Source organism: Paraburkholderia sp. RL17-383-BIF-A (assembly GCF_046028015.1).
Classification (GTDB): domain Bacteria; phylum Pseudomonadota; class Gammaproteobacteria; order Burkholderiales; family Burkholderiaceae; genus Paraburkholderia.
Window position 1 is genome coordinate 38,708 of sequence record NZ_JARESR010000014.1, and the last position, 17,132, is coordinate 55,839.

The 17,132-nt window shown below is 56.8% G+C and carries 18 protein-coding genes; 10 read left to right on the forward strand and 8 right to left on the reverse strand.

Annotation, left to right across the window (positions count from 1 at the left end):
* Nucleotides 1–37 precede the first annotated feature (37 nt).
* The 4 genes from P0D71_RS17735 to P0D71_RS17750 all read left to right on the forward strand — a co-directional run bounded on the left by P0D71_RS17735 (nt 38) and on the right by P0D71_RS17750 (nt 4,483).
* Nucleotides 38–562, forward strand: a complete 525-nt coding sequence (locus P0D71_RS17735; protein ID WP_408481313.1) for a cupin domain-containing protein — start codon at nt 38–40, stop codon at nt 560–562.
* Between the two features lie 112 nt (nt 563–674).
* The gene (locus P0D71_RS17740) at nt 675–1,529 is read left to right on the forward strand and encodes a 3-hydroxyacyl-CoA dehydrogenase NAD-binding domain-containing protein (protein ID WP_408481314.1); all 855 of its coding nucleotides are present in this window, start codon (nt 675–677) and stop codon (nt 1,527–1,529) included.
* A gap of 70 nt (nt 1,530–1,599) precedes the next feature.
* Nucleotides 1,600–2,397 (forward strand): 3-hydroxybutyrate dehydrogenase, encoded by a 798-nt coding sequence (locus tag P0D71_RS17745; protein WP_408481315.1) that lies wholly within the window; start codon nt 1,600–1,602, stop codon nt 2,395–2,397.
* A gap of 94 nt (nt 2,398–2,491) precedes the next feature.
* Nucleotides 2,492–4,483 (forward strand): acyl CoA:acetate/3-ketoacid CoA transferase, encoded by a 1,992-nt coding sequence (locus P0D71_RS17750; protein ID WP_408481317.1) that lies wholly within the window; start codon nt 2,492–2,494, stop codon nt 4,481–4,483.
* 208 nt (nt 4,484–4,691) lie between these two features.
* Here the strand turns inward: P0D71_RS17750 and P0D71_RS17755 are convergent, their stop codons facing one another.
* On the reverse strand, nt 4,692–5,198 hold the full coding sequence (locus P0D71_RS17755) for a phasin family protein (RefSeq protein WP_408481319.1): 507 nt from the start codon (nt 5,196–5,198) through the stop codon (nt 4,692–4,694).
* Between the two features lie 275 nt (nt 5,199–5,473).
* On the opposite strand from P0D71_RS17755, the gene P0D71_RS17760 reads away from it, so the two are divergent.
* A complete protein-coding gene (locus P0D71_RS17760; protein ID WP_408481320.1) occupies nt 5,474–6,220 on the forward strand; it encodes an esterase/lipase family protein in 747 nt (248 codons plus the stop codon).
* A gap of 247 nt (nt 6,221–6,467) precedes the next feature.
* On the opposite strand, the gene xylB is transcribed toward P0D71_RS17760, so the two are convergent.
* Together xylB and P0D71_RS17770 are read right to left on the reverse strand one after the other, a co-directional pair.
* Entirely contained in the window at nt 6,468–7,931 is a 1,464-nt protein-coding gene (xylB, locus tag P0D71_RS17765) for a xylulokinase (protein WP_408481321.1), read from the reverse strand.
* A 32-nt stretch (nt 7,932–7,963) separates the two neighbouring features.
* Nucleotides 7,964–8,692: an SDR family oxidoreductase gene (locus tag P0D71_RS17770; RefSeq protein WP_408481323.1), complete on the reverse strand. Its 729-nt coding sequence runs from the start codon at nt 8,690–8,692 to the stop codon at nt 7,964–7,966.
* A 366-nt stretch (nt 8,693–9,058) separates the two neighbouring features.
* Between P0D71_RS17770 and gloB the strand changes: the two genes are divergently transcribed.
* Together gloB and P0D71_RS17780 are read left to right on the forward strand one after the other, a co-directional pair.
* Entirely contained in the window at nt 9,059–9,961 is a 903-nt protein-coding gene (gloB, locus tag P0D71_RS17775) for a hydroxyacylglutathione hydrolase (protein WP_408481324.1), read from the forward strand.
* A gap of 144 nt (nt 9,962–10,105) precedes the next feature.
* Nucleotides 10,106–11,065 (forward strand): helix-turn-helix domain-containing protein, encoded by a 960-nt coding sequence (locus tag P0D71_RS17780; protein WP_408481326.1) that lies wholly within the window; start codon nt 10,106–10,108, stop codon nt 11,063–11,065.
* 418 nt (nt 11,066–11,483) lie between these two features.
* Here the strand turns inward: P0D71_RS17780 and P0D71_RS17785 are convergent, their stop codons facing one another.
* The 4 genes from P0D71_RS17785 to P0D71_RS17800 all read right to left on the reverse strand — a co-directional run bounded on the left by P0D71_RS17785 (nt 11,484) and on the right by P0D71_RS17800 (nt 13,709).
* Nucleotides 11,484–11,879, reverse strand: a complete 396-nt coding sequence (locus tag P0D71_RS17785) for a VOC family protein (RefSeq protein ID WP_408481403.1) — start codon at nt 11,877–11,879, stop codon at nt 11,484–11,486.
* Nucleotides 11,880–11,945: 66 nt separating this feature from the next.
* On the reverse strand, nt 11,946–12,743 hold the full coding sequence (locus tag P0D71_RS17790; RefSeq protein WP_406868104.1) for an SDR family NAD(P)-dependent oxidoreductase: 798 nt from the start codon (nt 12,741–12,743) through the stop codon (nt 11,946–11,948).
* A 99-nt stretch (nt 12,744–12,842) separates the two neighbouring features.
* Entirely contained in the window at nt 12,843–13,196 is a 354-nt protein-coding gene (locus P0D71_RS17795) for a nuclear transport factor 2 family protein (RefSeq protein WP_406868105.1), read from the reverse strand.
* Nucleotides 13,197–13,271: 75 nt separating this feature from the next.
* Nucleotides 13,272–13,709, reverse strand: coding sequence for a cupin domain-containing protein (locus P0D71_RS17800; protein ID WP_408481327.1), 438 nt, complete (start codon nt 13,707–13,709; stop codon nt 13,272–13,274).
* Nucleotides 13,710–14,167: 458 nt separating this feature from the next.
* Here P0D71_RS17800 and P0D71_RS17805 point away from each other — a divergent pair, with 458 nt between their 5' ends.
* Both P0D71_RS17805 and P0D71_RS17810 read left to right on the forward strand, forming a co-directional pair.
* The gene (locus P0D71_RS17805) at nt 14,168–14,623 is read left to right on the forward strand and encodes a hypothetical protein (RefSeq protein WP_408481328.1); all 456 of its coding nucleotides are present in this window, start codon (nt 14,168–14,170) and stop codon (nt 14,621–14,623) included.
* Between the two features lie 59 nt (nt 14,624–14,682).
* Nucleotides 14,683–15,621 carry an HNH endonuclease gene (locus P0D71_RS17810; protein ID WP_406868108.1) on the forward strand — a complete coding sequence of 313 codons (939 nt, stop codon included), beginning with the start codon at nt 14,683–14,685 and terminating at the stop codon, nt 15,619–15,621.
* A 226-nt stretch (nt 15,622–15,847) separates the two neighbouring features.
* Here the strand turns inward: P0D71_RS17810 and P0D71_RS17815 are convergent, their stop codons facing one another.
* On the reverse strand, nt 15,848–16,270 hold the full coding sequence (locus P0D71_RS17815; protein ID WP_408481330.1) for an HU family DNA-binding protein: 423 nt from the start codon (nt 16,268–16,270) through the stop codon (nt 15,848–15,850).
* A 355-nt stretch (nt 16,271–16,625) separates the two neighbouring features.
* On the opposite strand from P0D71_RS17815, the gene P0D71_RS17820 reads away from it, so the two are divergent.
* Entirely contained in the window at nt 16,626–17,129 is a 504-nt protein-coding gene (locus P0D71_RS17820) for a hypothetical protein (protein ID WP_406868110.1), read from the forward strand.
* The last annotated feature ends 3 nt before the right edge of the window (nt 17,130–17,132 follow it).

A 17,132-nucleotide genomic window follows, 5' to 3' on the forward strand; every position in this document is an offset into this window, starting at 1 on the left:
ACTGAAGTGCTCGGAATACTAAAACCAGGAGACAGACATGCTAGTTCCCGTTCGCCGTATTGTTACCCACAACGATGAAGAGGGTCGTTCGTACGCTTTGCTCGATGGCACGGCGACCAACGTCATTGGCACTTTGACTGAACTATGGACCACCGACCCCGCGCCGCATAACCACCGCGCAACCGACGATGCCGGCGCAGCCTCGGAGAGCCTCGAGCCGGTTCCTGGTGGCACCGTCTTTCGGTACTTTCAAATTCCGCCTCAATCACAGTTGGCGCATCTGAGCCTTGAGGAAAAGCGAAAGGCGTGGCGTGACCTCTTTGAAAGGATGCACGCACCGCACGCACAGCCCGATACGAGTCGCGACCCTGGCATGCACAAAAGCTCAACGACGGATTACATCATCTTGCTGTCCGGGCAGATTACGCTCGTACTCGACAAGACAGAGCATGACCTGAAGCCCTTCGATGTGGTCGTGCAACGCGGGACAAATCATGCCTGGGTGAATCGTGGCACTGAAGACGCGCTACTGATGGCGGTGCTGGTAGACGCGAAGGGTTGAATTTGGCAGCGCCGTACACCTGCGAGTTCGGATGCGCATCGCAAGAAGCGTGGACTTTTGGCTGACCTATGGGATTAAACGTCCGGACTCCCGGCATTGAAGAGAGGTTGAAATGGCAAACAACGAGTTGGTAGGGATTGTCGGAACCGGAACCATGGGCAGTGGCATTGCGCAGGTCGCCGCCTTGAACAGAAAGCGCGTAATCGCAGTCGACGTTCAGCCGCAATCGCTCGAACGAGCGAAGGCTTCGATTACAGATAGTTTAAGCCGGATGGTGAAGAAGGGGGCCGTGTCCGATAGCGACGCGAAGGACGCAATCGGTCGGATTCAATTCTCGACCGATTACGCGGACCTCGCGGGCGCAGACCTGCTTATCGAGGCTGCGACTGAGGCATTTGAATTGAAGCGCAGCATCCTTCGTAAGCTGGCTGAAATAGCCGGTCCCGAATCAATCATTGCGACGAACACGTCTTCACTTTCCGTCACGCTCCTTGCGGCCGATGTTCCTGACCCCGCCCGGTTCATCGGCATTCACTTTTTCAATCCGGTTCCGCTCATGCCTCTTGTTGAGGTGGTTCGCGGCGTCGCCACGGATGACGCCACAAGCGCCCGGGGTGCGAGCTTCGTCGCGGAGCTTGGGAAGACACCCATCGTAGTTCGCAACTCCCCAGGCTTCGTCGTAAACCGGCTGCTCATTCCGATGGTAAACGAGGCATTTTTCCTGCTCGGCGAGGGAGTCGCGTCGGCTGAAGAAATCGACCAAGGTATGAAGCTCGGCGCAAATCATCCAATCGGCCCCCTCGCGCTGGCGGACCTTATTGGCCTCGACGTGTGCCTAGCCGTCATGGATGTCTTGCTGAAGGATTTCGGTGACGGAAAGTACCGAGCGGCGCCCACTCTACGCGAACTGGTCGCAGCGGGACGGTTGGGCAAAAAAGCCCGACGAGGCGTGTACTCGTACGAATGAGCTAAATGACCAAGGGCATCTGACCTCGCTGTCCGGTCGTTGCCCATATTTGCATGCATGGAGAGTTGAGATGACGAAGCTCAGTGCTGATTTGTCCGGCAAAGTTGCACTTGTGACAGGCGCCGCAAGCGGGTTAGGAAGGGAGATTGCACTCGAGATGGCTCGGTCGGGTGCAGCAGTTGGCATCGCAGACCTGAATGCCGACGGGGCCAATGCGGTTGCTGCGCAGATTCGTGAGCTTGGCGGCCGCGCCACCGGAGTGCTCATGGACGTTACCTCAGAGGAGGCAGTAAATGCTGGCGTCGACGCAATTGTGGAGGAGTTTGGGGCTTTGGACATTCTGGTATCGAATGCCGGCATTCAGATAGTCAGTCCCATTGTCGACTTCTCATATTCTGACTGGCGAAAGATGCAGGCCATTCACGTGGACGGTGCGTTTCTGACAACCAAGGCCGCACTACGTCACATGTACAAAGACAATCGTGGCGGTGTCGTCATCTACATGGGGTCTGTCCATTCGCATCTCGCCTCACCACTGAAGTCCGCATACGTCAGCGCCAAACATGCCCTTCTTGGCCTATCGCGGACCTTGGCCAAGGAAGGCGCGGCTCACAACGTCCGTTCGCACGTGGTCTGTCCCGGGTTCGTCCGCACGCCTCTGGTCGACAAACAGATTCCAGAGCAGGCACGAGAACTTCGGATGAGCGAAGAAGATGTAATCCGGAACGTCATGCTAGGCGGCACGGTTGATGGAGTATTTACCACCGTTGAAGACATCGCTCAGATGACGCTGTTCCTTGCAGCGTTTCCGACAGCGGCCCTGACTGGCCAGTCGTTTGTCGTAAGCCACGGGTGGTTCATGCAGTAAGAGCAGCATCGCGGGGCCCGGTCGGGGCACGCAATATGGCTGAACAAAAACATAGCGCCGGAGGCCTCCTCACCGGTGCGGTCTGGAGGCAAATATGAATGCAGGATTTCAACATCCATTTCCGGCGTCGATGCAAAGCGTTGGACGAGGAAAAATTGTCACCGCTCAAGATGCTGTCAGACTGATTCGCCCAGGCAACACGGTGGCAACTGGCGGGTTCGTCGGAATCGGTTTTGCAGAGGAAATTGCGGTTGCGCTTGAACAACTTTTTCTTGACGCCGGCAGTCTTGAGAACGATGCCCCGCGAAACCTGACGCTTGTTTATGCTGGCGGACAGGGCGACGGCGCCCTGAAGGGATTGAACCACTTTGCCCATCAAGGACTCGTTCGGCGAGTCATCGGTGGCCATTGGGGGCTTGTGCCGAAGCTTCAACGCTTGGCTGTCGAGGGGCATATCGAAGCCTACAACCTTCCGCAAGGTGTAATTTCACAGCTGTTTCGCGACATCGCGGCGCATCGACCTGGCCACCTGTCGATAGTCGGGCTCGGTACATTCGTAGACCCCCGAAACGGTGGCGGCAAGCTTAACGACAAAACGATAGAAGATTTGGTAAGCCTCATATCTGTCAATGGCGCTGACTGCCTTCTGTACAAGACATTCCCCATCGATGTCGCTATCGTGCGCGGCACTACGGCCGACGCAAACGGGAACGTAACGATGGAGAAGGAAGCGCTCACCCTCGAGTCGCTGTCAATCGCTATGGCTGCGCGTAACTCCGGCGGCATCGTGATAGTACAGGTAGAGCGAATTGCAGAGTCGGGCACGTTGAATCCTCGACAGGTCAAGATACCCGGCATTCTGGTCGATTGTGTTGTAGTTGCGAAGCCTGAAAACCACTGGCAGACCTTTGCCGAACCCTACAGTTCTGGCTTTGCAAGCGAGCTTCGCATTTCGGCCGGTTCGATTCCCCCAATGGCTTTGACGGAGCGGAAAGTCATTGCACGACGAGCCTCGTTCGAACTGATGGCCAACAGCGTGGTGAATCTTGGGATTGGGATGCCGGAAGGCATAGCAAGCGTCGCCAACGAGGAGAAGGTATGCGACCTTTTCACAATGACGACGGAGCCTGGCGTCATCGGCGGGATACCTGCAGGGGGGCTGAATTTTGGCGCGGCGACCAATACTGACGCCATCATTGACCAGCCGTACCAATTCGACTTCTATGACGGCGGCGGCTTGGACATTGCATTCCTCGGACTGGCTCAGGTTGACCGCGAAGGCAACATTAATGTGAGCAAGTTCGGCCCAAAGCTGGCAGGTGCAGGCGGCTTCATCAATATTTCTCAAAGCGCGAAGAAGGTGGTCTTTCTCGGCACGTTTAACGCCGGCAACCTCGATGTGAGTATCAAAGACGGTCGGTTGACGATTCATCGGGACAGCGTCTGTCGGAAGTTCGTGGACGAGGTGGAGCATCGCACGTTCGGCGGTCGCTACGCGAATCAACGCCACCAGCCTGTTCTCTACATTACGGAACGCTGCGTCTTTTCCCTGAGTCCGGGCGGCCTTGAACTCGTGGAAATTGCGCCAGGGGTCGACTTGCAGAGGGACATCATTTCACAGATGGGCTTCGCGCCCATCATAGAGTCGCCGCCGCGCCTCATGGACGCCCGCATTTTCGAAAGCAAGCCGATGGGCCTGCGAAGCGTGCTTCTGCGACTGAGACTTCGTGAGCGCTTCAGCTACGACGCGGACAAAAATATGCTGTTCATCAACTTCGAGGGACACAAGGTCGCGACTGAAGAGGACGTGGAAGCTATTCGCGCTGAGGTTGAATTGGCACTGTCCGGCCTCAAGGTGAGACCTCACGCTATCGTTAACTATGACAACTTCTCGATAGCTCCGGAGGTCATCGACGCATATTCGGACATGGTGACTGGTCTCGTCTCGCGCTTTTACTCGGATGTAACACGGTACACCACGAGCAGCTTTCTCCGAATGAAACTAGGTGATGCACTGCACCGGCGAAACGTCGCAACGTACATCTACGAATCTCCCGAAGAGGTAACGGCCTACGAGTCGCGATGACTGCAGTCAGCCGTTTCTTTGGTTGTCCGGACCGTCAGGCTTATGCGCTAAGACTTCGAACACGCAGGCTTCTATGCCGCGTTTCATTTTAAGAGTCCCGGTCTTTCGACTGGGACTCCTTCCCCTACTACTCGACCCGGAGCTTCATTGTTATAGCTCATCGAAGCCTTTTCGCGCCAGTGTTAGGGTCTCCGGGCGTAAGCGGCTACTACGCTTCGCTCACCGTGGCTTCGACAGTCTTTTTAGTCGCCTTCGTGGCAGTTGCATACGCCGCGCCAGCAGACTGGTTCGCCGCACCGAGACCTGACTTCCAGACCGCCAAAAACGCTTCGCCGCCTGGCAATGCATTTTTCGACATGTTGTCGAACCACGCCTTCGCGTCAAATGAAGGTTGTTTGATGACCGATTTGCCCACCGCCTCGAATTCAGCCTGGATGCTCGACACGATTTCCTTCACGTGGGTCCAATAGGCCTGACTCTTCTGAAAACCGGCGCGCAGCTGGTCTTCCTCAACTGCAAACGCTGCTTGCGGGGCCTTGCCTGTAAGGGACTTCGCCGCGAATCCTTGCGCCTCAGCAAGCGTCGTCTTGACCGTCTGCGAATTGAGTTCGACGAGCTTTTCGAATCCTTCAAAAACTTTGCTCGCCAGACCGAAAGCTGTGTCGAGGCTTGTTTTCGTCGCGGCAATTGTTTGTTCGGGGATGAGGGTGGTCATATTCGACTCCAAAAAAGTAGGGCCGGACGTCGCCCGTTCACGTATTGCACTGCAGCAATTAAGGTTCCATCTTAGCCGCAATTTCAATGAAGTCAATTTCTTATTTTGGCAATCATTTCCCATGCCTCGCCCTCATTCCCTCTCCATTAAGGCACAGCACGACGATTACTGCAGCAAGGTGGTTCTCAGGCTTTTGACCCTTCATATGCATGCTGCGACGCAGCAATTTCAGTGCATACTGAGATGTCGCACTTACATGCGCTCTTGGAGATGCAATGAAAAGCATTGAACTCACACCGCCGTCAGCAACGCTTCTCGCTCTTGAACCGCTTCGCGCAGCAGCCGACTACATTGCCGGCATGGCTCCGCTGGCTGTCCCACTGCCGCCGGGCGACGGTCATCCGGTGCTCGTGTTCCCCGGGCTGTGTGTCAGCGGGGCCGCGACGTCGGACCTGCGCAATCGTCTGCGTCAGGCGGGATACGAAGTCCACGATTGGCAACAGGGCTTCAATTTCGGACCAAGCGCCGACCATGACCTGATGCTCGTACGCCTCGGTGACCATCTGAAGCAGATACATGCGTTGCATCGAAGCTCGGTCTCTCTCGTCGGCTGGAGCTATGGAGGCATCTATGCCCGTGGGCTAGCGGCGAAATATCCAGAACTGGTGCGCCAGGTCATCACGCTGGCCACACCTGTGGCCGACAACTCGGACGCCACACACGCCGGATGGCTGCTGAACATGCTGAGCAGCGGCATCGTTCCAATGGGCCAGGTTTCAACGCGCCACTCCGATGTCGGTTTGCCTGTCCCATGCGCTTCGGTCTACTCGAAAACGGACGGAATTGTTGCGTGGGAAGCATGCGTGTCGACCGAGTCAACGAACCACCGCAACATCGAGGTCGAAGACGTAAGCCATCTAGGCATGGTCCATCATCCCGAAGTGCTGCGCGTGGTGGCGGGCCTCCTTGCCCAGCATTGTGACGGTCCCGAGCAGGTGACAATGCGGGCTGCGGGTCGATAGTGTCTCGAGTGCGAAATCATCTCCAAACATCGTGAGCGGGCGTCCGAATGGCCGCTTCTCGGAGCACGGCTCCGGCTTGCTTTGGCGCATGCTGGGAACGGAACGCCGATTGAACGTGGGGCGGCTCTTCCGTTCTCTCGGTATGCAGCTACAGCGGATTCCCGTCCCCGCCCGACCGGCCGCCTGTGTCCTGTTTCCCGTCGTCCGAACCGGCTAAGGCGATTCACCCGCTGGACATTGGCTATATTCACGTTGGGAAAAGTGGCCGCAGTTCCCGGTACAGCGCTCGGAACGACGCCAACCGTCCCAGAAGGATTGAACGCTGCTTGTCGTCAGGAGAGAATTCCTGCGATACCGATGGCTTACGGACAACGACCGAGAAGTCACCGCCAGCTGCTAACCAGCCGAGACGTGCGGCTCCGAGCGCCGCGATGCCTTGCGCATCGGGCGGCCGGCTTATTGGTACTCCCATCGCGTCAGCAATCAACTGCGCCCAGAACGCACTACGCGCACCGCCGCCGATAAGACTCAGCGAAGTTTCGCGGGTGCCATCCTCACGCAGGGCATCCAGGCCGTCCGACAACGCAAACGTAACGCCCTCAAGAACCGAATAGGCAAGCGTGGCGCGGTCGGTCGAATCAACAAGCCCAAAAAGGACGCCTTGGGCATACGGGTCGTTGTGGGGTGTTCGTTCACCGGAAAGATATGGCAAGAACAATGGCGCAGCGGCGCGGCGTTTCGCACTGACACTCTCGACCTCAGCAAGCAAACATACTTCATCGGCAGAAGTGAGGTTGCATAGCCACCGCATGCAGCTAGCCGCAGACAACACGACGCTCGTTCGGTGCCACCGGTTTGGAATCGCGTGGCAGAGCGCATGTATCCCCAAGTGCGCGCTCGGCCGGAACTGCTCGGTAACAACTGACAGCACACCGGACGTACCGAGAGACAGAAAACCATCTCCCGATTCCGCCGCACCGACGCCCAGCGCGCTCGTGGCGGTGTCGCCCCCGCCAGCCGCGACAATTACATCTACGGGCAGTCCAAGTTCGTCGGCAATACTGCGACGCATAACGCCGGCTGCTCGGCTCCCTTCTTGAATCGGTGGGACCTGCATCCGCGTCATGTCGCACGCTTGCAGAAGCTCATCTGACCAGTCGCGCTGGCCGACATCGAGCCACAGAGTTCCTGACGCATCGGACGGGTCCGTGAGCTTTCTACCGGTCAAACGCAGACGTAGATAGTCCTTGGGCAGCAGGACGCACGCCAGCTTTCGGAAGTGCTCCGGCTCGTGTCGAGCGACCCACAGAAGCTTTGGTGCCGTGAGCCCTGGCATTGCGCAATTGCCTGCGATTTCATGCAGCCTCGGCGCGCGGGTCTCGAGTTCAGCACATTCGCTGACGCTACGCATGTCGTTCCACAATATCGCGGGGCGCAGCGGTCGGTCATTGGCGTCGAGCAGGACAGCGCCGTGCATCTGACCTGAAAGGCCGATAGCTTGAACGCTGCCAAAGTCACCGGGGTAACGCATACGAAGCGTTGCAAGCGCAGTTTGCGTAGCGCGCCACCAATCCTCCGGGTCCTGTTCCGACCAGCGGGCCTTCGGCCTCGATATTTCCAGCGGATAACGAGCGGTGCCTACGACATGTCCGTCGCCGGCCAGCAGAAGGGCCTTCAATTCCGTCGTGCCAAGGTCAATGCCAAGGAACATTGCTTAACTCAAGCTGTGTCTTGTCTTTACTTTTAGAGGTCGAAGTTGGTTGGCATCAAGACCACGTCGCGGATGGTCATACCACGTTGCCGCGTCAGCATAAACATGATGACCTCCGCGACTTCGCTAGCCTCAAGCAGGCTTCCCGATTCTTTGGCCTCTTTCAATTTCTCCTCCGGCCAGTCGGCAAGCAGCGCACTGGCGACTGGTCCGGGCGAGACGGAGCCAACTCGTATTCCATGTTTGAAGACTTGACGCCGCACCGTTTGCACAAAACAGTTAATCGCCCATTTGGACGACGCATAGACCGGCTCCCACGGCGTCGGGAAATGCGCCGCCAGCGAACTGGTCACCACAATATCGCCGGTCCCCCGGCTTATCATGTGAGGCAACACATCATGGACGTTTTTCATCACGACGTTGACGTTGAGATTCAGCATCCGGTCGATTGCTGTTGTCTCCGCATCCACCAGTTCGCCGCCCACATAGGTGCCGGCGTTCGCATGAAAGATGTCAATATGCGCCGCTGTGTCCAGGATTCTAGGCACGAGCGACGAACAGGCTGTCGGGTCCAGCAAATCTACAACCAGCGGAATCGCGGCATCGCCGTGTTCGCCGCAAATTGTCACCAGCGCGGCTTCATCGCGGTCCACTAGCACCACGCGGGCACCGGCAGCCAATAATGCCTTTGTGCTGGCCAGCCCGATGCCTGAAGCAGCGCCAGTGACCACGGCGACCTTGCCTTGCAGTTCTCCAGCCATCTCCATCCTCCTATTGGGCGCTTCAGGCACTTGTTACGAAAGCAATCTATCTGGAAAGGTCTTCGCGTTCTGAGCGGTGATGCAACATCCCAATTGAAGTCGGCCGAGTCACCTACTTCACGGCGCTAACGAGTGCCATCTGCGCTCTCGCCGCTGGCAAACGCGTTTTCCGACCACAATAAATGAACAATTGCTCTGTTATTGGGCAAATAATCGGTCTGGCAGGAGAACGTGTCAAGGCAATTTCGGGAGGGAAAACCCCGATAACTGCCCTAGAGGAAAGCGGTGCACTGCTCATCAACTGCTGCTGCACTGTGGGTCAAACTCTGAACGCCGGGCCGAGGTACGTTGGAGTGCCTAACCTAGATGACAGAACTTCGCACTGACCTGATGTGCCGCGCGAACCTGCAAACGACTATGGCCAACAGCCTCGAGTATGTCCCGGTGCCCTTCAACACGGACAACTACGCCTGGGTGATAACGGACGGCACCTTCGCCGTTGTCGTCGACCCGGGAGTAGCTGGGGCTGTCGTTGACTACGCGCGCGCACGCAAACTCATTGTGACAGCGGTGCTAATCACACACCATCACGGCGACCACGTCGGCGGCGTCGAGGAATTGCTACGCTGCTGCGGCAGAAAGGATGCGCCGGTTTACGGGCCGGCGCTCGAGCGTATCGAATCCGTGACGTGTAAGGTCGGCGACGGTTTCACGATTGAACTGGATGAGCCACGGTTCTCCGCGAGCGTCATCGCGACGCCTGGACATACAAATGGACACGTCACTTTTTATGAACCGCCATCTGGGGGGCTTCCGGGCCATCTATTTTCCGGCGATACGCTCTTCGCCAGCGGATGCGGTCGGCTATTGGAAGGGACCGCCGATGAAATGCTCGAGTCGCTCGACATCTTAGCGATTCTTCCCCCGGCAACGCTGGTTCATTGCGCGCATGAATACACGCTTTCGAACCTCGAGTTCGCGCGTGTATGTGACCCTAACAACAAACGCGTCGAGCTCTGGCAGCAGGAGGCCGCAAAGATTCGCCAGAAGGGACGGCCGACATTGCCTACCACCATCGGACATGAACTTTCCGTGAATCCGTTCCTCCGAGTTGGCGAGCCTGATATTCACGACGTTCTGGTAGAGCGTTTCGGCGTGCCGGTGCCTCACCGGTTGGCCGCGTTCATCTTGATGCGTGCGTGGAAGGACCTGTTCCAAGGCGAATACCGCGAGTTGACGGAGCGATGGGCCCCGCGGCTTCTCACCTAGCCGGAGTTTTAATACCTCGATACCTGCGCAAATAGGACCATAAGGGTACGGTCTTCTTGATAAGAGTCCTCTTGCGCGGTAGTGTAAATATTCCAAAGGTGTGCCTTGACCCATATGAGCAGGGCACCTTGCAGGAGACAAGCGGTGCTTAAACCTTCGACAGACTGGAAAAGCAGCGAAGTGGCGGGCGAGGATAGAACTGATGCCTGGCAGGAGGTCCTCAGCGGCAGTTATCGCGAGTGGCAGGTCCCCCAGCGACTTCCAGCTACCTTCTACGCACATCTCCGGCGTCACGATTTTGCCGGTGCCGAGATTGTGGATACGCTGTGCGACCCGTGCGTTGGCCGACGAACTCGGGGACACGTGCGTCGCGACGACGAACTCTTCATCGGAGTTCAGCTTACGACTAGCGGCCGCGAGCGATTCAAGATTGGGGACAACGCAGTCGAAGTAGCATCGGGCGACTTGGTTGTCTGGACAAGCGACCAAGAAGTTCAGTTTGAAGTTATGGAGCGCCTTCACAAAGTGACCCTCATGATTCCTTGGTCGCTGATGCGCGAGCGGCTGCCTGAACGCAAACAGGTTCCTTCTGGCGGCAGAATAGAGAGTCGGACCGGTGTCGGCTCGCTTTTGGCGGTTCACCTCCTCGCATTGTCCAACGAAATTTCATCATTGGACGCAACCGTTCAAGGGTCGGTCAGCCGCTCAACCCTCGAACTGCTGGGTATTGCCCTCTCAGGGCAGCAACACGGGGCGTCTTTCGACGCGAGTGCGGCAATGTTCACAAAAGTGCAGGACTACATTCTTCAACATCTTCACGAAGACAACCTGACACCGGCGTCCATCGCCGCGGCGTGCGGGATTTCCTTGCGCTATCTGCACATGCTTTTCCAACGCAGCGATTCGACCGTCTCCGGATACATTCTGCACAGCAGGCTTCAGGCGTGCAAACGAGCTTTGTCGGACCCGGCATATCAACGCTTTCAGATAAGCGAAATCGCCTACCGCTGGGGTTTCAATTCCACTAGCCATTTCTGCAGAGCGTTCAAAGAGAAGTTCGGCGAATCGCCGGGAGACGCTCGTCGCTCGGCAGTTTCAACATAGCCGCTGGACAACCGTTGCTGTCTTAATCAAGACGTAGGCTCAAAAATCTACGGCGCTAACAATGCTTCGCCGGTGAAAAGCATGGTATTTTCCGCTCGCGTCCGCAATAGGGTCCTCTGCCGGACACGTTGCCGCTTCCCGCTCGTGCCTCTACGTGCACGCCGGGTCCAACTGACCAATGATGTGCGGTATTTTCAGAGTCAGCATTTTCGTGCTCGACGGTCACACTTAGGCTAACGCGCGGCTTCTACCGCTGATGCATGCTTACCCGTCCGCGGCGCCGGCAGCGCTCACGCACAAAAGCCCACCTCTAAAGACGGGCAAACCCATGCCTGGAGACATAGAGGAGACACCCGCTGACGGCGCGCCTCGAGCCTAACCAGCACGCTCAACGCGTACCGACGTCGGGCAGCGACGTTTATACGTAGTGCCCGGCGCGCTCCAGAACTTCAATCTTGTAACCGTCAGGGTCTTGCACGAAGAAAAAACGAGCAAGCATCTCGTCTCCGCGGTTGAATTCTTTGATGGGCAGCGGATTGATTCCAATTCCAGCCATGCGTGCGTGCTCTTCCTCGAGATTTGGCACAGCGACGGCGATATGTCCGTAGCCGTCTCCGTGCGTGTACGCTGCGGCGTGGCCCTTGTTCCAAGTCAGCTCGATTTCCACGTCGTTCTCGCTGTTCTTCAGGTAGACGAGAGAGAACTCGGGAAAATCCAGGCGATGACTGATTTTCAGTTCCAACGCGTCTTCGTAGAACTTCAGCGACTTGTCCAAGTCGTGAACTCGAATCATGGAATGTATGATTTTCGGCAATTTCACACCTTTACGTCGAATGCAAAATGCGGCCCGCTACCGACTTGGGCCGCTGTGAACCAGTGATTAAACTGAGAAACGGCAGAGCGTTTCCCCACCATCAATACGGATGAGGTCGCCGTGGATGTAGCTTGACTCATCCGACGCGAGGAAGATAGCCAGATTGGCAATATCCTCGACCTCGCCCCAACGCTTTAACGGGATGACATCCGTGAAGGCCTTGTCGAAGTCTTTGTCGTCGAAAAGCGCCCTAGTAAGCGAGGTCTTCGCGTAGGTCGGGCAAATGCCATTCACACGAATTTTCTCGTGCCCATATTCGATGGCCAGACATCGCGTCAGATTGGCCGCTGCGCCCTTCGAGATGTTATAGACCGACTGTTTCGGGTGCCCCTGCAGGCCGGCAGTCGAAACGATGTTGACGATGTTGCCGCCACGCCCCTGTTTCAGGAAAGCCTTGATAGCTTCTTGGCATCCGAACCAAGTGCCGCGCACATTGACATCGAAGCAGGCGTCAAGGTCCTCGACCCCGAACTCGTGAGCGAGCTTGCCTGCGCGATAGATGCCGGCGTTGTTGACGATGACGTCCAGTCCGCCATAGACGCGGACGGCTTCCTGAACCAGGTTGGCAACCTCGCTCTGCTTTGTGACGTTGCACGACACATATGTCGCTTCGCCGTCCGCTTTCCTGATGGCCGCTACAGTTGTTAGCTTGGCGTCACCTTCGAATCCACCTTGGTTCGGCTCTTCATGAATGTCGCTGACAACAACCTTCGCGCCTTCGGCGGCATATGACATGGCGATACCGCGACCGAATCCAGAACTTGCACCCGTTACGATAGCGACTTTGCCTTTTAACCTGTCCATTGTGTGCTCCTCTGACTACCTAGGAATGTGTCTCTTTACCAATTCCACTTCTGTCCTCTGATTCGGCTCGCCCGAGACGAGCCAGGACCCAACCGACGATTAGGCGGAGAAAGAAGTGAAAGTTTGGACCGCAATTTTTCCGTTCTTCACGAACAACGTATCCGTCGCAAGGGTGACCCACGGCTTCGCTTCCCACACCAAGTACCCAACCTCGCCCTCCGTGCTCTTGCTCGTCACCTTGAACGCCGCCCAGAATTCCGGGGTGGCGCCATCAATGAACGCCTTGAAGAAACCACGGATTTCATCGAGACCGCGATATGTCTTGTCCGGTGTGACCAAGGCGGAGTCGCCGCCATAGTCCTTCAGCAATTCGTCTAGCCCCCGCGCGAACGCGCCTAGATGGTGGTCGAAAACCTGGTTAGTGGACTCGCTCGTTTTGGAAGAATCTGGCATCTTGACCTCTCGTGAATTCGGATGCCACCGGCGACATAGGTGTATCGCGCGGTGCTGTTATCTGACAAGACAGTGTTAGCCGACGTAAGCGCGCTGCGCTTCGTCCCACGAGACGTTCACGATAGGCGAGCCGTCTGCATTGATGAAAGCAAGCGGACCAAGGAAGGTCATATAGAACTCAGAATCGACCGGGAAATACGTCTTGTCGTGACGCGCATTGGCCGACTCGTAGCCGTAGGCCGGCGCTACCACCGTGTCGCCGCCTTGCTCTTTGCCGCCACGAACATCCATGCGTCCCTTGGTCAGCAGATACTCGCCAGGTCCGACGTGAAAGTGAGCGTTGAAGGAAGAACCTGCCGGACAGTCAAAGATAGCGGCCCAAGAACCCATCTCAGGCGAAGCGTGGAGCATCTTCCAACGGATGCCCCCCTGCGACAGCGAATCGGGGAATGCCTTCCAAGGAATCTCGTCGATTTGTACTGCCTCTTCTTCCACTTTCGGTTTGATTTGCATTTTTCGTCTCCTGAAAATCTGCCCGGCCTCAAAGCTGAGCTTGGGTTTGTGGGGTGATTCAAATGTAGGCTCATGCCGTCGGAGGCGGTTGCATGGCAGTGCAGCGTGAGTTGACCGAAAGTGCAGTCGGCCAATCGCAATCAAAATCGCATGGCAAAAGCTGCCGTAGCGGTCACCAGGCTGAAAACTTCGGAGGAGCACGTGCTGACGGCGGCCGTGCCTGGGGGACTCTCCGGCGGTTTACGCGCGGCACGAGCGAAAAAAAGGCCGATAAGTCATCGCACCGCACGGTCATGCCGTCATCCATGAGCTGAGATAACGAGCCTGAAGCAGGACGTCGACCGCGCCCGCAAGGATGGCCACCCGATGGTAATTACCAGACTCTAAAATATTCAAGTCTGCTTGAGTTTGCGCCGATAAAGCGTCCACTGACATACCACTCAGAGGACGCAGTGCACTTGCATAAAACGATTCTCGCCACCCTGACACTCGTCGCCTTGTCTGGCTGCTCAACGACTCAGTCCGTTACCGGTGGACCGCAGTCGGGCAAGTCCCCCATGACTACCGCCTGCTTCACTGCCCATGGCGGTAGGTCGGCGGACATGGACGCGGCGATTCAGCGAAACCTCGAAAACCACGGCGTGTCCGTGGCGCTTGCGCCGGCTTGCGACAAGGCAGACATGAACGTGTCGTACACAGACAGCTGGTTCTGGGACATCGTTATGTACCTGCGCTCGATGGACATTCGCTTCTACAAAGCACCTTCCGGCGGGTTGATTGCATCTGGTCATTGGAAAAACTCCGTGCTACATCAATTCCCGAATGCCGACGGTGTAGTGCAAGACCTGATGGACGAGATGTTCCGGAAGACCGGGGAGCCGACTGCCGTGCGTACCACCTCCGTGAGCCAGTAATACCCAGTGCGGCGGCAATCATATTTTGACGCGCGGCGCCCTCACTTGCAGATAAAGATATGGCAACTTTGGCAGACCTGAAACCGGTTACGAAGCAGCTTGTCCGCGACATCGCAGAAAAGGTCGGTGTCCCTATGACGACGCAGTACGACTGGTGCTTCAAAGGCGAAGGTGGTCCCTACCTGGTCAACATCTGGCACGACGGTATGGATGAGGACGGCGACGAAATTTCATTCATCGACAGAGCCTCGGATTGGGCGCAAGAAAATATCGCGACTGCCACCCCGGTGCAATTGAACCGTGCAGATGCGGTATCGGCGTTGATGGTGGAGGCCTACTATCGAAAGCAGCCGATTCATGTGGCTATTCTTGATGGAGTACGACGCAGGAAAGGGCTGCGGGAGACGAGCGAGGCACATCAGCGCGAGTTGGACCCCGTCCTCTGGTACCCGCATCACTTGAATGAAGACCGACGGATTGTCGTTATCCGCGGCAAGCCGCAGCCCATCGAGTTCGACCCTTATGCTGAAGACCGAGAGTATGAAGAGTTGCGCCGAGCTAGGTTTGCCGCTTCATCTGCTGTTTCCGCAAAGAAGGCCGTTGCTCCAGCCACCGCCACTGCCATTTACGAGCGAGATTCGGCTGTGGTCCGCGCAGCGAAGCTGCGAGCTGCGGATGGGAATTGTGAGCTATGTGAAAAGAAGGGCTTCGTGACAGCAAGCGGCGCGTATTACCTGGAGGCGCACCATGTCATCCCGCTGAATTGCGGCGGGCCCGACGACGAACGGAATGTAGTCGCTATTTGCGCGGACGACCATCGGCAGGCACATTACGGAGAAGACCGACATAACCTTCGCGACATCATGATTTGGGATGTGCTTGCAAAAAAATATCCTAATGACGAGGAGTTCTTCGAAGGTCTCGACGAAAAATCTCATCAAATCGCACAAAGCGAGATGGGCGACAAGCGGTTAGAAGAAAACAGGATTGAAACATAGGTGTTCAGAAGATGGTGTTCGTCTGGTGTGGCCACGAGCCTGCCCGATGCAAAACTATCATGTAGCGTCTGAGAAGCATTTCGGAACGCACAGGCAGGATGCCTCGCATTCGGTTGGGCCGCACCGACGCGAGTTTCGGTAGAACCCGGCTCGAAGTTGTCTGCTGAAGTCGATGTCGAAAAAAAGCCCGCTCGAAAAGCGGGCTTTTTAACAAGCGACGCGGCGCTTATGCGGCGGCGTCCTTCAGCTTCTTCAGCGGGCGCACCTTCAGGCGCACGCTCGCCGGCTTGGCGTCAAACCAGCGCTCCTCACCCGTGAACGGGTCCTTGCCGAAGCGCTTTTTCTTGGCTGGCACTTGCTGCACGCCAATCTTGAGCAGGCCGGAGAGCGTGAACTCACCAGCACCCTTCTTGTGAACAGAGCCCAAAATAGTGTCTTCCAAAGCCGCCAGGATGGCCTTCGCTTGCTTCGGGTCGACGCCGGCTTGCGTGGCGACGTGAGTAGCGAGCGACGCCTTAGTAAACGTATCTTTCATCGGCTTGAGCGCAGTAGGCGCCGTAGCCGCTTCCTTCGCCGGGGCGGCAGCCTTCTTCACTGCCGTCTTGGTTGCAGCCTTCGTGGCTGCGGGTTTTGCCGTCTTCGTTGCCATGGACATCCTCATTTCTGGTTTCGAGAATGCTTAAGACGAGGCACCCCAGAGATAGAGCACTCGGCACATGCGCCGTCTTAAGCTGAAGGCAAGCGTAGCAATGGTTTGTAGCCAATGCAAGCAGAAAACCCCTTATAAAAGGGCATATTTCGATTCTGCAACTTAGCCCAGACCAGGTTTTGACCTTCGACTCTTCGTGGATGCTTCACACGGAAATGCAGCAAGCGGCTTTCAGAGCAACTCGGGTTCGCCTTGGTGTAGTAATGTACGGGTCGCCAGTCGGGCAGGATTCCCGGGCAGAGTTGGTAACATGAAGGGCAAGCTATTGACCAACCGAATCACGAAGCGTCGTTGAATGGACATTTTTTACTACTGGCAAAAGCTCGAAACCAACCTCAAAAGCCGTGAGGTGGGGTACTTTGGCTCCAATAATTCGAAGCTCTCGGAGCTCGCGGGGCGCTTGCCCAAGCGAATTTGGGTGTTCAAAACCCCGAAGGGCATGAAAGGCTCAATCCAGCTCGTAGGCTCGCTGATGGTCTGCGACGAGCCGCGCGTCGCAGTCAAAACTGACTACCCGAATGTGATTTACTATGACCCGTTCTCGCCCGGGTCTGTCATCTACACGGACTCCAATACACCTGAGCGAATAGCTGAAATCTCAGGGTACTTTCAGTACCGATTCCACACGGCGTTCAGTGCCAACTTCAACGGTGACGCGGGGATTCAACCGCTGGAAGCCAATGTGGTGCGTGGTCTGGAGGCAATGGTGGCGAACTGGTCGAAGGTCCAGATGCTCGAACGTGTCAATGAACCCGAGAAGGTGTACCCGATTAATCCTTTCGCTCAGCAAAGCCGGTAGCTG